The sequence below is a fragment of the Bradyrhizobium guangdongense genome, from assembly GCF_004114975.1.
GTDB lineage: Bacteria > Pseudomonadota > Alphaproteobacteria > Rhizobiales > Xanthobacteraceae > Bradyrhizobium > Bradyrhizobium guangdongense.
In genome coordinates, this window is sequence record NZ_CP030051.1 from 40,401 (window position 1) to 54,712 (window position 14,312).

The following is a 14,312-nucleotide window of genomic DNA, read 5'->3' on the forward strand; positions in this document are numbered from 1 at the left end:
CATGCAAGTTCCGCCCGAGACCCAGGTCGTCATCGATTTCGACGATAACCGCGCCGCGTCCGCGCTGGTCGGGCCCTATGGCCAGAATCTGGCGCAGATCGAGCGCAGGCTCGGCGTCGTCGTCGACTCCAAGGGTAACCACATCACCATCGGCGGCACCCGCGACGGCTGCGACGCGGCGCGCCGCGTACTGGAAACCCTCTACGCCCACGCGGTGAAGGGGCAGGATGTCGACCAGGGCGAGGTCGAAGGCGCGATCCGCGCCGTGATCGCACAAGGCTCGCTGTTCGAGTTCGATGCCAAGTCGGCGAAGTCGAGCTTCGACAGCATCAATTTGCGCAAGCGCCCGGTGCGCGCGCGCACGGCGGCGCAAGACTCCTACATCCGCGCGTTGAAGCGCCACGAGCTGGTGTTCGGCATCGGCCCCGCCGGCACCGGCAAGACCTGGCTCGCGGTTGCGCATGCCGCGCAGTTGTTCGAGCGCAAGGAGGTCGACAGGATCATCCTGTCGCGTCCGGCGGTGGAAGCCGGCGAGCGGCTCGGCTTCCTGCCCGGCGACCTCCGCGAGAAGGTCGATCCCTATCTTCGCCCGATCTATGATGCCCTCTACGATCTCATGGATGCGCGCATCGTCGAGCGCGCGCTGCAGACCGGCGAGATCGAGATCGCGCCGCTCGCCTTCATGCGCGGCCGCACGCTGACCAATGCCGCGATCATCCTCGACGAAGCGCAGAACACCACATCGATGCAGATGAAGATGTTCTTGACCCGTCTCGGCGAGAACAGCCGCATGATCGTCACTGGCGACCCCTCGCAGATCGACCTGCCGAACGGCCAGACCTCGGGTCTCGCCGAAGCGACCCGGCTGCTCAATGGCGTCGAAGGCATCGCGCAAGTTCATTTCAAGGCCGAGGACGTGATCCGCCACGAGCTCGTGGCACGAATCGTCGCCGCCTATGAAGGGTCGCCGCAGCGGCCGCCGGCCGGTAACAAATCCTGACGAGATAACAGCGGGACCGTCCGGGCGCGAACACGGCGCCCAATCGTTCCGAACAAAGCCATGTCGCATCCCAACCTTCCCATCACCGAGGTCCTCGTCGTCGCCGACTGCTGGCAAAGCGAGCCTGACGCCGAAGCCGTGATCCAGCGCGCCGTCGCCGCCGCCGCCGAATCCGTCGACGAAGACGTCGCGGATGCGGAAGTGGCGGTGATGCTGACCGACGATGCCGGCATCCGCACGCTCAACAGCAACTGGCGCGGCATGGACAAGCCGACCAATGTGCTGTCGTTTCCGGCGCTTCAGCCGGAGGGCGAATGGAAGCCGGGCGATGCGCCGCGCATGCTCGGCGACATCGCGATCGCCTTCGAGACGATGCGGCGCGAGGCGGACGAGGAACACAAGCCGTTCGAACATCATTTGAGTCATCTCGCGGTGCACGGTTTCCTTCACCTGATCGGTTACGATCACGAGAACGACGACGACGCGGAAGAAATGGAAGCGCTCGAAACCGAGATCCTGGCCCACCTCGGCATCCCCGATCCCTATGCAGACCGCGCGGGGTCGCACTGATGCCGGATTCAGATCCTGTTCACGACAATCCGCGCAACACGACGAATCTGCCGGCCGTCGTGACGCCTGGCGAGGTCATGCGCCCGACCGCGGAAGGTTGGCTGCTGCGCGCGATCCGCACGCTGTTCGGCTGGAAGGCGGGATCGGTACGCGACGATCTCCAGGTCGTGCTCGATGCGACGGCGCCCGGCGACACCGGCTTCTCCGCGGTCGAGCGCACCATGCTGCGCAATATCCTCGGCCTGCACGAGCGCCGGATCGCCGACGTCATGGTGCATCGCGCCGACATCGTCGCGGTGAAGCGCGACATTCCGCTCGGCGAATTGATGGACCGCTTCGAGAGCGCGGGCCATTCGCGCCTCGTCGTCTACAACGAGACGCTCGACGATCCCGTCGGCATTGTCCACATCCGCGATTTGCTCGCCTTCATGACCGTGCGGGCGCGCGTCTCGGAGGCCACCAAGACCAAGCGCAAGAAGCCGCTGCCGGCCGGGCTGGACCTGAAAGCGGTGGACCTCGCGCTGCCGCTGCAGGACGCGCGCATCATCCGCAAGCTGCTCTATGTGCCGCCGTCGATGCGCGCGATCGACCTGCTGGCGCAAATGCAGGCCACACGCATTCATCTCGCGCTGGTCGTCGACGAATATGGCGGCAGCGATGGCCTCGTTTCCCTCGAGGACATCGTCGAGCAGATCGTTGGCGAGATCGACGACGAGCATGACAGCGACGAGCCGCCCTCGATCGTGCGGCTGCCCGACAATGCCTTCATTGCGGACGCCCGCGCCAGTCTCGACGACGTCCGCACCGTGATCGGCCAAGACTTCGTCATCGGCGAGGCCGGCGAGGAGGTGGAGACGCTGGGCGGTTATCTCGTCAGCTTCGTCGGCCGCCTGCCGGTGCGCGGCGAGGTGATCTCGGGCCCCGGCACTTACGAGATCGAGGTGCTCGATGCCGATCCACGCCGCGTCAAGCGGCTGCGCATCTCGACCCGGAAGGAACGCCCCGCGCCCCGCACCCAGCGCGAGCGAAGCCGCCGCGAGGCGGCGCCCGACAGCGGTCAGCCGCAGGCCGGCGACACGCCAGCCCCGCCGCCAGCCGACGGGACCGGCCCGCAGTGAGCGCCTTCCAGCGGTTCAGGCAGATTGCGCTTGCCGTCGTCCTTACCTGGGGATGGAAACGCGCGCTGCTGGCGATGGCGTGCGGCGCGCTATCGGTGCTGGCGCTGGCACCATTCAACATCTTTCCGGTGCTGTTCATCACCTTCCCGGTGATGGTCTGGCTGATCGACGGCGCCGGTGCCGGACGATATGGCGGCGTCCCTGCCGCAGCGCTGACAGGCTATTGGTTCGGACTCGGCTATTTCGTCCCCGGCCTCTACTGGATCGGCTACGCCTTCTTCGTCGACGCCGACGTGTTCGCCTGGCTCACGCCGTTCGCCGTGCTGGGGCTGCCGGCCTACCTTTCGATTTTCACGGCGATCGGTTTTGCGCTGGCGCGACTGCTCTGGACCAAGGATGCCACCCGTATTCTCGCGCTCGCCGCGAGCCTCACGGTCGGTGAATGGTTGCGCGGCCACGTGCTCACCGGCTTTCCCTGGAATGCCTTCGGCTATGCGCTGTCGGAGCCGTTGGCGCTGGCGCAGACGGCTTCGCTGATCGGCCAATGGGGCATGACGTTCCTCACCGTTGCGATCTTCGCGAGCCCCGCGGTGCTGATCGACCGCACGCGCGATCGCAGCCCGGCATGGCGCGTGCCGGCCGCGGCGATTGCGCTGCTGGTCGTCATGGGAATCTTCGGCGCCATCCGCATGTCGCTGCATCCGACCACGATGGTTGCAGGTGCCAAGCTGCGCCTGATGCAGCCCAACCTCCAGCAGGACCTTAAATTCAACTACTCCGCCAAGGCGGAGGTGATGAGGAAATATCTGGCGCTGTCGGACCGTGCGTCCGGCCCCCAAGCGACTGGCGTGAGCGCTGCCACCATCCTGATCTGGCCGGAATCTGCTTTTCCGTTCTTCCTGACCCGCGAAGCCGATGCCATGGCGCAAATCGCCGAGCTGCTGCCTAAAGGCACGGTGCTGATTACCGGCTCGGTGCGCGCGCCCGATCTGCCACCGGGCACACCGATCACGCGGGCCTACAATTCGATCTACGTGATCGACCACGACGGCAGTGTGCTCGCCGTTTACGACAAGCTGCATTTGGTTCCGTTCGGCGAATATCTTCCGTACCAGAGCATCATGGAGAAGCTCGGCTTCGAGCAGCTGACGCGGATGCGCGGCGGCTTCATCGCCGGGACGGTGCGGCACGTGCTGCCGGTGCCAGGTGCCCCGCCCGCGTCGCCATCGATCTGCTACGAGGCGATTTTTCCCGGCGAGGTTGGGACGCGTGACGAGCGCCCGGGTTGGATGGTGAACCTCACCAATGACGGATGGTTCGGTATCTCGACCGGTCCCTATCAGCATCTGGAGCAGGCGCGGATGCGTGCCGTCGAGCTGGGACTGCCGCTGGTCCGCTCTGCCAATACCGGTATCTCGGCGGTGATCGATCCCATGGGGCGCACGGTGGCCAGCCTCGGCCTCGGGATCGAAGGCATCTTGGACGCAGGCCTGCCCACCGCAATTCCGCCCACGATCTATGCGAAGGTCGGTGACATCCCCGCGGCCATGCTCGTTGCGCTGGCCGTGATTTTGGCGGTGCGCCGTCGTGTTGCCAAACGGCACCCCTGATCGCGCTAACGCTTTCCGGCAAGACGGCGGAAACTTTTGACAACCGTAGTCCCACGGTTGACAGACTGCATGCGGCCTCCCCATTCTGCACCGGCTGCGCAAGACAGGGGTGCATTGCTAAATTTCTCCGCAATGTTTCCCCAATCAGAGTGAAGTTTGGCGTCGCTGGCACCTGAGGCAATTCTTTCGATTGCGCCGACGGTGATGTTTGGAGGGCTGAGGAAATGTCGAAAGCGCCCAACCCTGTTGACAAATATGTCGGCAGTCGCGTGCGCATGCGCCGCATCATGTTGGGCATGAGTCAGGAAAAGCTCGGTGAAGCTTTGGGCCTGACATTCCAGCAGATTCAGAAGTACGAGAAGGGCACGAACCGGGTCGGCGCGAGCCGAATCCAGCAGATTGCCGAGATTCTTCAGGTGCCGGTGTCGTTCCTGTTCGAGGGCGGACCGAGCGGCGTGCCCGGCCCCGACGGCTTCGCTGAAGGTGCATCGCCCTCTTACGTGTCCGACTTCCTCGCGACGTCGGAAGGGCTCGCACTGACCAAGGCGTTCACGCGAATCACCGATTCGAAGCTGCGTCGCTCGATCGTCGATCTCGTCGAGCAGATCGCCGCACGCGAAGGCCCGGACAAGCGCTGACGCGCGCTATTCATTCCGATTTGAGACTGCGCCAAATCTGGCCTATGTCGTCATTTGCGGACTGCGCTTTACGCTGTCTCCGCTGAAGTGATGCGATTCGAAGGCACAGATACGTCCATGACGAAATCCAATTCGTTCGATTCCCAAACTATCCTCGCTGGTATCCGCCGCTGGGTGGAGATCGAGACGCCGACGGAAGTGCCCGAACAGGTCAACAAGCTGACCTCGATGGTTGCCGACCATTATCGCGATCTGCCCGTGACGCTCGAACGCGTTGCCGGCGTCGACGGCTGTGGCGATCATCTCGTGGTGCGATCGACCTGGGGGCAGGACCGGCCCGGTATTCTGGTGCTCAGTCATCTCGATACCGTTCACCCCCTCGGCTTCATCGCGCGCCTGCCGTTCAAGGTCGAGGGCGACAGCGCATTCGGTCCCGGCATCTACGACATGAAGGGCGGCGCCTACATCGCCTATCACGCGTTTCGCGAACTCTGCGCCGCATCCGATCGCCCGCCGCTCGGCATCACCCACCTGTTCACCTCCGACGAGGAGATCGGCAGCCCGACTTCGCGTGCGCTGATTGAGAACGAGGGGCGCAAGGCCAAGTACGTGCTGGTGACGGAGCCGGCGCGCGACGGCGGCAAGATCGTCACCGGACGCAAGGGCGTCGGACGATTCGAGGTCTTCATCAAAGGCGTGCCCGCGCATGCCGGCTCGCGCCCCGAAGACGGCCGCAGCGCCATCCGCGAACTCGCCAACGTCATCCAGGCGCTGGAAGCAATGAACGACCTGAAGCGCGGCGTCACCGTCAATGTCGGCGTGGTGCGTGGCGGCACGCGCCCCAACGTCACGCCGGAAGAGGCCTATGCCGAAGTCGATCTGCGCGTGCCTGGTTTCGAAGATGCGGAAGAGTTCGTCGGCAAGATCCTCGGCCTGACATCGAAGACTGACGGCGTGACCGTGACCGTCACCGGCGAGCTCAATCGTCCGCCCTACGAGAAGGGCAATGCCGGCGCCTCCCTGTACGAGCATGCCAAGACGCTCGCCGCCGAACTCGGCTTCGAGCTGATCGACACCCACACCGGCGGCGGCTCGGACGGCAATTTCACGGCGCCGCACACCGGCACGCTCGACGGGCTCGGCGTCGACGGCAAGGGCGCGCACACTCATTATGAGCAGCTCTATGTCTCCTCGCTCGAGCCGCGCGCGCGGCTGCTCTACCGCCTGTACCAGACGCTGCGATGAGCGAACGCAAATCAGATCCCGACCGCAGCGAGGGCGAGCGCGCCTTCTTCGGGCGGCGCAAGGGCCACAAGCTCAGGCAGCATCAGGCCGAACTGATCAATCATCTGCTGCCGCATCTGTCGCTCGACATCACTGTGCCGCGGCCGGCGAATGCCGCCGAGATCTTCGATCCCGCCGCCGAAGATCTGCGGCTCGAGATCGGCTTCGGCGGCGGCGAGCATCTCGCGGCGGAAGCGCAGAACTTTCCGACGACCGGCTTCATCGGCTGCGAGCCCTACGTCAACGGCATGGCCAAGATCCTGGCGCAGATCGAGGCCGCCAACATCGGCAACATCCGCCTGTTCGCCGGCGATGCGGCCGAGCTGCTCGCCTGGTTACCTGATGCCTCGCTGTCGCGGATTGATCTGATCCATCCGGATCCATGGCCGAAACGACGACACTGGAAGCGCCGCTTCGTTCAGGATCGCACGATCGCCGCGATGGCGCGCGTGCTGAAGGCGGGCGGTGAGTTCCGTTTCGTCTGCGATATCGACGACTACTGCGCCTGGACGCTATCGCATCTTGCGCGCGCGCCGGACTTTCAATGGCTCGCGGAACGCGCAGATGATTTCCGAAAGCCTTGGGCCGGCTACACCATGACGCGCTATGGACGAAAGGCCGCGCGCGAGGGCCGCAAAGCGGCCTATCTGCGCTTCAGGCGGCGCTAGATCGTCCGCCGGTTGCGCCAGAAATTCACCACGCGCTCGGCGGTGGTCGGCATCAGGCGGGTGAAATTCATTCGCGCCGCTTCGAGATCGGCATCGGCCGGCGTGCGATGCGGTCCGTACCACATCAGGATCAGCGCGCGCACAGTGGGCCAGCCGAGATTCAGGACCCGGCCGAGGACGAGGATCGGGTCGTAGCGATCGCCCGCGATCAGGCGATCGAGGATCGAAAGCCTGACGCCGGACATCGCCGACAGCGTGGCGACCGACTCCTCGTATTTGTGCGCTTTGGCGAAGCCGAGCAGCGCACTCTCACCGAGATGGCCGTCACGATGCAGGCCGAGCACCGTGCGCTGTGCGGCCGAGAAATCGCGCCGCGGCCCGGGCGGCAACGCAGCCTCCTCGATCGCGGCCATGGCGCGCTTGATCTCGACTTGGCGGGTCGGATTGACCACGCTGGAGAGACGACGCCTGATGACGTCGAGCGTGCCGTTCAGAAGCTCCTTGAGGTTCTCGCCCGAGAGATCCTCGCGCTGGCCGATCTTGAGCGTCAGCACGCCATCCTGGCTGGCGCGCTTGATCAGCTCCGAATAGCCCCCCGGCGAGAAATGCGCACCGGCATTGCCGGCCGCGCGGCGGACCACGTCGCGATCGCCGCGCTCGACCAGCACGTCGGTGATTTGCGTCGACAGCGTCGGCCGCTCCGTCATCGCCAGCAGATGGCCCTGCCCCTTCAGCCGGGCGATCTCGACCAGTGCGGCTTCATCGAGCACGGGCGAGCGGCGCAGCACCGGACCTGCCACCGTGATCTCGTTTTCACGGGCGAGCTGGCCGACCAGATGACGCGGCGCATTGTCCACCCGCGAGAAGCGCTCGGCGAGATCGACCCGCGCGGCAAGCTCCGCATGCGGAACGAGATCGATCAGGAGATCGTCGAAGAGATCGACGAGCTCGGGACGGAGTTTTGAGGGGTCCTGGAAAAACAGCGCGGCAATGGCGCTCGCGATCTCGCCACGGCGCCGGGGATCGCCGCGTTTGACGATATCGTCCAGTCCGGGAATGAGCGACGTGGCAACGGTCATGAAACGCAACTCGAATCTGGCACGCCGTGGGCGCGCCATAGCTCAAGCCGCCCCACAAGCTCGAAATTTAGGCTTGCTTCGTGAAGGAAGCGTTGCTCCCTTGGGCGCCTGTCGGCGCTCCCGGGGCGGGTCGCCTGGGCTCAAAAAGCCCGCATCGGCCCGCAAGAGGCCTTGTCCGGACAGGCGGAAAGGGCTATATCAGCGCCAATTCATCTTCTCATACGATCCGCGTAGTGAGAGTGGGCCCGAAAGGACCCGCTCTTTTTTATTACCTGAACGCGGCTTGGCGGAAGATGCGGCCTGGTTCCGAAGCAGGCTCTGAAGTTTAAACCAAGCCTTAACCATCGACACTATCGAGCGCCTTGACCCCTGATATGACCGAACCGACCTCTGGTTCCACCGATGCCGAATTGCTGGCCGAGCCGAGGCTCGTGGTCGAGCCGGGCGTGGCGGCACGGGTGTCCGCGGTCGCGGGGCCGGTGCTGGAAGGCATGGGCTACCGCCTGGTGCGGATCCGCATCTCCGGCGAGGCCGGCTGCACCGTGCAGATCATGGCCGAGCGGCCCGACGGTTCGATGCAGCTCGAGGATTGCGAGGCGATCTCGCGGGCGCTCTCGCCCGTGCTCGACGTCGCCGACCCCATCGATCGCGCCTACCGGCTGGAAATCTCCTCGCCGGGGATCGACCGTCCGCTGGTGCGCCGCTCTGATTTCGAGCGCTATTCCGGCCATCTGGTGAAGATCGAGATGGCTGTCGCCCATGAAGGGCGCAAGCGGTTCCGCGGTACGCTCGGCGCTGTGGAAGGCGGCCGCGTGCATCTGCGTCGCGACGACGTCAAAGCGGGCGACAATCCGGACGTTCTCCTGACGATGGAAGACATCGGCGAAGCGCGGCTGGTGCTGACCGATGAGCTGATCGCTGAATCCATGCGCCGCGGCAAGGCCGAGGAGCGCCAGATGCGCCGGGATCTCGGTCTCGCGCCGCCCCAGGCGCCGCACGCCAAGATCAGCGAAAAAACCACCAAGAACACCAAGCCGAAAAAGAAACCGGCCCCGACCAATACCAAGAAACATCGTCTTGCCGCCGAACGCGCGCGGCGCGGCGAGATCGAGCCTGACGAAGGAGACTAGCCATGGCAGTCAGCGCCAACAGACTTGAATTGCTCCAGATCGCCGACGCCGTCGCCCGCGAAAAATCGATCGACCGCGGCATCGTCATCGCGGCGATGGAGGATGCCATCGCCAAGGCGGCGCGGGCCCGTTACGGCAGCGAGACTGACGTTCACGCCGAGATCGACCCGAAGAAGGGCGAGCTGCGGCTGTCGCGTCACATGCTGGTGGTCGACAAAGTCGAAAACCACTCCAACCAGATCTCGCTGGTCGATGCGCAGCGCGCCAATCCCGGCGCCCAGGTCGGCGACACCATTGCCGACACGCTGCCGCCGCTGGAATACGGCCGCATCGCCGCGCAGTCGGCCAAGCAGGTGATCGTGCAGAAGGTGCGCGAGGCCGAGCGCGACCGGCAATATCAGGAATTCAAGGACCGCATCGGCGACATCGTCAACGGCGTCGTCAAGCGCGTCGAATATGGCAGCGTGATCGTCGATCTCGGCCGTGGTGAAGCCATCATCCGCCGCGACGAGATGCTGCCGCGCGAAGTGTTCCGCAACGGCGACCGCGTCCGCGCCTACATCTTCGACGTCCGCCGCGAGACGCGCGGTCCGCAGATCTTCCTCTCGCGCACTCATCCGCAATTCATGGCGAAGCTGTTCGCGCAGGAAGTGCCTGAAATCTACGACGGCATCGTCGAGATCAAGGCAGTGGCCCGCGATCCGGGCTCGCGCGCGAAAATCGGCGTGATCTCCCGCGACTCCTCGGTCGATCCGGTCGGCGCCTGCGTCGGTATGCGCGGCTCGCGCGTGCAGGCGGTGGTGAACGAGTTGCAGGGCGAGAAGATCGACATCATCCCCTGGTCGCCCGATATCGCGACCTTCGTGGTCAATGCGCTGGCGCCCGCTGAAGTCTCCAAGGTCGTCATCGACGAGGACCGCGAGCGCATCGAGGTCGTGGTCCCCGACACCAACAACCAGCTCTCGCTGGCGATTGGTCGTCGCGGCCAGAACGTCCGCCTGGCCTCGCAGCTCACCGGATGGGACATCGACATCCTGACCGAGCAGGAGGAATCGGAGCGCCGCCAGGCCGACTTCGAGAACTCCACCCGCGTCTTCATGGAATCGCTCAACGTCGACGAGGTGGTCGGCCAGCTGCTCGCGTCCGAAGGCTTCACCTCGGTCGAGGAACTGGCGATGGTGGACCTCAAGGAACTCGCCGGCATCGAGGGTTTCGACGAGGAGACCGCGCAGGAGCTGCAGAGCCGCGCCCGTGAATACCTCGACCAGCAGGAAGCCGAGATTGAAGCCAGGCGCAAGGAACTGGGCGTCGAGGACGCCGTGAAGGACGTCCCGGGTGTGACCTCGAAGATGCTGGTGAAGTTCGGCGAGAACGACATCAAGACGGTCGAGGACCTGGCCGGCTGCGCCACCGACGATCTGGTCGGCTGGACCGAGCGCAAGGAAGGCGGCGAACAGACCAAGTTCGCCGGCGCGCTCGATGGTCTCGGCATCTCCCGCGACGATGCGGAAGCCATGATCATGCAGGCCCGCGTCAAGGCCGGCTGGATCACCGAGGCGGACCTCGCCAAGCCAGCCGAAGAGGCTGACGCGGCCGAAGATCAGCCGGCTTAAGGGCGCCGGAGGATGTCGCCCGGATGCTTGCCAGCGCTGACAGCGAACTTGACCATGGACCGCGGGCCGAAAGGTCCGCGACCATGCGCATGTGCGCGGTCAGCCGGGAGGTCCGGCCGATCGACGAGCTGATCCGCTTCGTCGTATCGCCCGCGGGCGACATAGTTCCCGACCTCAAGCGCAAGCTGCCTGGACGGGGCATGTGGGTCACGGCGTCGCGACAGGTGGTTGCGGAAGCCGTTCGCCGTCACCAATTTACCAAAGCCTTCAAGCGCGACCTGCGCATTTCCAAGACGCTTCCCGCCGACATCGAGGCGCTCCTGGTCCGGAGCGTGATCGAAGCCCTTGGGATCGCCGCCAAGGCGCGGCAGGTCGTCGCCGGGTTCGGCAAGGTCGAAAGCGCCCTGCGGGAAGGCACGGTCGAGGCCCTGATCCACGCCAGCGACGGGGCCGCGGACGGAATCCGTAAATTGGACACGCTGGCGCGGCAAAATGACGGAAATCGCGGTGTTCAGCCGCCGATTCCCGTCGTCACCGCATTGAAATCTGCAGAATTGGATTTGGCACTCACCCGGTCAAATGTGATACATGCTGCCCTGCTCGCGGGCCCGGCGAGCAAGACATTCCTGTCACGTAGCCAGATGCTGGTCCGATACCGGCTGGCGGACGATGACAAGACTGCCGAAAAGCACGGCCAGGATTTCTGAAGACAACGACGACCCGATAGGACGGTGCGGCAACGCACAACACTGATAAATCAGGATTAGGACTGCTGAATGGTTGATACCAAGACCCCTGACGACAAGAAGCTGAGCGTTCCGAGCAAGACGCTATCGCTCAAGCCGCGCGTCGAAACGGGCACTGTGCGCCAGAGCTTCAGCCATGGCCGCAGCAAGCAGGTCGTGGTCGAGAAGCGCGGCAAGCGTCGCATCGATGGCAGCCCTGAGCCGCAGGCGCCTACGGTCGTCGCAAAGCCGGCGCCGGCCGCACCTGCGCCCACCCCCTCACGTTCGGCGCCGCCGCGCAACGCCGGCTCCGGCGTCGTGCTGCGCACGTTGACCGAGGACGAGCGTTCTGCCCGCGCCAGCGCGCTCGCCGATGCCAAGGTTCGTGAAGTCGAGGAGCGCCGCCAGGCCGAGGAGGAGGCCCAGCGCCGCGCCGTCCGCGAGGCCGCGGAGCGCGCCGAGCGCGAAGCTGCCGAGTCCCGCCGCAAGGCCGAGGAAGAGCGTCATCGTCACGAGGAAGAAGCCAGGCGCAAGGCGGAGACCGAAGCCAAGAAGCGTTTTGGCGAAGGCGAGCAGCCGGCAACCGGCAACCGTCCCGCCGCAGCAGCCTCGGCCCCGGCGACCAGTGCTCCGCGGCCCGCGCCGACCACGACGCGGCCGGGAGCCGCCACGACCGCTCGCCCGGCGACCACCACGACGTCGCGGCCCGGCGGCCCCGTGGGTCGCACGCCCGCTGTCGCGGCCGGACCTGACGAAGACGATGGTCCGCGCCAGATCCGGCGTGGCCCCGGCGGCGCCGCTCGTCCCGCGGCAGCTCCCAAGACCACGCACAAGCCCGGCCCGCAGAAGGAGCGCGGCCGCCTCACGGTCGTGACCGCTCTCAACGCCGACGACGTGCGCGAGCGTTCGATCGCCTCGTTCCGCCGCCGCACCCAGCGGCTGAAGGGCCACGCCTCGAACGAGCCGAAGGAAAAGCTCATTCGCGAAGTGACGATCCCGGAAGCGATCACCATCCAGGAACTCGCCAACCGCATGTCCGAGCGCGCGGTCGACGTCATCCGCATGCTGATGAAGCAAGGCGCGATGCACAAGATCACCGACGTGATCGACGCCGATACCGCCCAGCTGATCGCCGAAGAGCTCGGCCACACCGTCAAGCGCGTCGCCGCGTCGGACGTTGAGGAAGGCCTGTTCGACCAGGTCGACGATTCCACGGACACCGAGACGCGTTCGCCTGTCGTCACCGTGATGGGCCACGTCGACCACGGCAAGACCTCGCTGCTCGACGCGCTCCGCCATGCCAACGTGGTCTCAGGCGAAGCCGGCGGCATCACCCAGCATATCGGCGCCTATCAGGTGGTGTCGCCCGAAAGCGGCAAGAAGATCACCTTCATCGACACGCCCGGCCACGCCGCGTTCACCGCGATGCGCGCTCGCGGCGCCAAGGTCACCGACATCGTGGTGCTGGTGGTCGCGGCCGATGACGGCGTCATGCCGCAGACGGTCGAAGCCATCAATCACGCCAAGGCGGCGCGCGTGCCGATCATCGTTGCCATCAACAAGATCGACAAGCCCGACGCCAAGCCCGAGCGTGTCCGCACCGAGCTGCTCCAGCACGAGGTGCAGGTTGAATCGTTCGGTGGCGACGTGGTCGACGTCGAAGTGTCGGCCAAGAACAAGACCAATCTCGACAAGCTGCTCGAGATGATCGCGCTCCAGGCCGAAATCCTCGACCTGAAGACCAACTCCGAGCGTCCGGCCGAAGGCACCGTGATCGAAGCCAAGCTCGATCGCGGCCGTGGTCCGGTCGCGACCGTGCTGGTCCAGCGCGGCACGCTTCGTGTCGGCGACATCATCGTCGCCGGTGCCGAAATGGGCCGCGTCCGCGCGCTGATCTCGGATCAGGGCGAGACCGTGCAGGAGGCCGGCCCCTCGGTGCCGGTCGAGGTGCTCGGCTTCAACGGCCCGCCGGAAGCCGGCGACCGTCTCGCGGTGGTCGAGAACGAAGCCCGCGCCCGCCAGGTCACCAGCTACCGCGCGCACCAGAAGCGCGAGAACGCGGCGGCCTCGATCTCAGGCATGCGCGGCTCGCTCGAGCAGATGATGTCGCAGCTGAAGACGGCGGGCCGCAAGGAGTTCCCGCTGATCGTCAAGGCCGACGTGCAGGGCTCGCTGGAAGCCATCCTCGGCTCGCTGGAGAAGCTCGGCACCGACGAAGTCGCAGCCCGCATTCTGCACGCTGGCGTCGGCGGCATCTCGGAGTCGGACGTGACGCTCGCCGAAGGCTTCAACGCCGCGATCATCGGCTTCTCGGTGCGTGCCAACAAGGAGGCGGCAGCCGCCGCCAAGCGCAACGGCATCGAGATCCGCTACTACAACATCATCTACGACCTCGTGGACGACGTGAAGAAGGCGATGAGCGGCCTGCTCGCGCCGACCCTGCGCGAAACCATGCTGGGCAATGCCGAGATCCTGGAGATCTTCAACATCTCCAAGGTCGGCAAGGTCGCCGGCTGCCGTGTCACCGACGGCACCGTGGAACGCGGCGCCAATGTGCGCCTGATCCGCGACAACGTCGTCGTCCACGAAGGCAAGCTGTCGACGCTGAAGCGCTTCAAGGACGAAGTGAAGGAAGTCCAGTCCGGTCAGGAATGCGGCATGGCCTTCGAGAACTATCACGACATGCGGGCCGGTGACGTCATCGAGTGTTATCGCGTGGAGACGATCCAGCGCTCCCTGTAAGTCCAAATCTTACCGAAGCGCCCGGATCTTTTTGAACTGAAATTGCGGGAGTGCGATGGCCGGATTTTTCCGGCCATCCACGCTCCATTCGTTTCAACAGGACAAATGACAATGCTCGTGTCCCAAGCGCGGGCA

12 protein-coding genes are annotated in these 14,312 nt (G+C 65.4%); 11 read left to right on the plus strand and 1 reads right to left on the minus strand.

Translation table 11 applies throughout. The features are described from left to right. Window position 1: 1 nt before the first annotated feature. From X265_RS00175 to trmB, 7 genes are all read left to right on the plus strand, one after another. Window positions 2-1,000 (plus strand): PhoH family protein, encoded by a 999-nt coding sequence (locus tag X265_RS00175; RefSeq protein WP_128963087.1) that lies wholly within the window; start codon window positions 2-4, stop codon window positions 998-1,000. A 60-nt stretch (window positions 1,001-1,060) separates the two neighbouring features. After that, entirely contained in the window at window positions 1,061-1,570 is a 510-nt protein-coding gene (gene ybeY, locus X265_RS00180; protein WP_128963088.1) for an rRNA maturation RNase YbeY, read from the plus strand. Next, window positions 1,570-2,688: a hemolysin family protein gene (locus X265_RS00185; RefSeq protein ID WP_128963089.1), complete on the plus strand. Its 1,119-nt coding sequence runs from the start codon at window positions 1,570-1,572 to the stop codon at window positions 2,686-2,688. Before ybeY ends, X265_RS00185 begins: the two co-directional genes overlap by 1 nt. Next, window positions 2,685-4,298, plus strand: coding sequence for an apolipoprotein N-acyltransferase (gene lnt, locus X265_RS00190; RefSeq protein ID WP_128963090.1), 1,614 nt, complete (start codon window positions 2,685-2,687; stop codon window positions 4,296-4,298). Before X265_RS00185 ends, lnt begins: the two co-directional genes overlap by 4 nt. 224 nt (window positions 4,299-4,522) lie before the next feature. Further along, entirely contained in the window at window positions 4,523-4,936 is a 414-nt protein-coding gene (locus X265_RS00195; RefSeq protein ID WP_128963091.1) for a helix-turn-helix domain-containing protein, read from the plus strand. A 117-nt stretch (window positions 4,937-5,053) separates the two neighbouring features. Then, window positions 5,054-6,181 (plus strand): M20 family metallopeptidase, encoded by a 1,128-nt coding sequence (locus X265_RS00200; RefSeq protein WP_164938347.1) that lies wholly within the window; start codon window positions 5,054-5,056, stop codon window positions 6,179-6,181. Next, entirely contained in the window at window positions 6,178-6,888 is a 711-nt protein-coding gene (trmB, locus tag X265_RS00205) for a tRNA (guanosine(46)-N7)-methyltransferase TrmB (protein WP_128963093.1), read from the plus strand. Before X265_RS00200 ends, trmB begins: the two co-directional genes overlap by 4 nt. Here the strand turns inward: trmB and X265_RS00210 are convergent. Beyond that, window positions 6,885-7,967 (minus strand): DUF2336 domain-containing protein, encoded by a 1,083-nt coding sequence (locus tag X265_RS00210; RefSeq protein ID WP_128963094.1) that lies wholly within the window; start codon window positions 7,965-7,967, stop codon window positions 6,885-6,887. The two genes, trmB and X265_RS00210, sit on opposite strands and share 4 nt — an antisense overlap. 374 nt (window positions 7,968-8,341) lie before the next feature. Here X265_RS00210 and rimP point away from each other — a divergent pair, with 374 nt between their 5' ends. The 4 genes from rimP (at window position 8,342) to infB (ending at window position 14,177) form a co-directional block, all read left to right on the plus strand. Then, entirely contained in the window at window positions 8,342-9,097 is a 756-nt protein-coding gene (gene rimP, locus X265_RS00215) for a ribosome maturation factor RimP (protein ID WP_128963095.1), read from the plus strand. Window positions 9,098-9,099: 2 nt separating this feature from the next. Beyond that, window positions 9,100-10,710: a transcription termination factor NusA gene (gene nusA / locus X265_RS00220; protein ID WP_128963096.1), complete on the plus strand. Its 1,611-nt coding sequence runs from the start codon at window positions 9,100-9,102 to the stop codon at window positions 10,708-10,710. 23 nt (window positions 10,711-10,733) lie between these two features. Next, window positions 10,734-11,417 carry an RNA-binding protein gene (locus X265_RS00225; protein ID WP_128963097.1) on the plus strand — a complete coding sequence of 228 codons (684 nt, stop codon included), beginning with the start codon at window positions 10,734-10,736 and terminating at the stop codon, window positions 11,415-11,417. Window positions 11,418-11,486: 69 nt separating this feature from the next. Beyond that, on the plus strand, window positions 11,487-14,177 hold the full coding sequence (infB, locus tag X265_RS00230; protein WP_128963098.1) for a translation initiation factor IF-2: 2,691 nt from the start codon (window positions 11,487-11,489) through the stop codon (window positions 14,175-14,177). Window positions 14,178-14,312: the final 135 nt, after the last annotated feature.

What these genes read in the sequence shown, in the direction of transcription:
- rimP (WP_128963095.1), top strand. Translation starts at nt 8,342, where the DNA reads ATGACCGAACCGACCTCTGGTTCCACCGATGCCGAATTGCTGGCCGAG.
- X265_RS00185 (WP_128963089.1), top strand. Translation starts at nt 1,570, where the DNA reads ATGCCGGATTCAGATCCTGTTCACGACAATCCGCGCAACACGACGAAT.
- nusA (WP_128963096.1), top strand. Translation starts at nt 9,100, where the DNA reads ATGGCAGTCAGCGCCAACAGACTTGAATTGCTCCAGATCGCCGACGCC.
- infB (WP_128963098.1), top strand. Translation starts at nt 11,487, where the DNA reads ATGGTTGATACCAAGACCCCTGACGACAAGAAGCTGAGCGTTCCGAGC.
- X265_RS00195 (WP_128963091.1), top strand. Translation starts at nt 4,523, where the DNA reads ATGTCGAAAGCGCCCAACCCTGTTGACAAATATGTCGGCAGTCGCGTG.
- X265_RS00200 (WP_164938347.1), top strand. Translation starts at nt 5,054, where the DNA reads ATGACGAAATCCAATTCGTTCGATTCCCAAACTATCCTCGCTGGTATC.
- X265_RS00175 (WP_128963087.1), top strand. Translation starts at nt 2, where the DNA reads ATGCAAGTTCCGCCCGAGACCCAGGTCGTCATCGATTTCGACGATAAC.
- ybeY (WP_128963088.1), top strand. Translation starts at nt 1,061, where the DNA reads ATGTCGCATCCCAACCTTCCCATCACCGAGGTCCTCGTCGTCGCCGAC.
- X265_RS00210 (WP_128963094.1), bottom strand. Translation starts at nt 7,967, where the DNA reads ATGACCGTTGCCACGTCGCTCATTCCCGGACTGGACGATATCGTCAAA.
- trmB (WP_128963093.1), top strand. Translation starts at nt 6,178, where the DNA reads ATGAGCGAACGCAAATCAGATCCCGACCGCAGCGAGGGCGAGCGCGCC.
- X265_RS00225 (WP_128963097.1), top strand. Translation starts at nt 10,734, where the DNA reads ATGCTTGCCAGCGCTGACAGCGAACTTGACCATGGACCGCGGGCCGAA.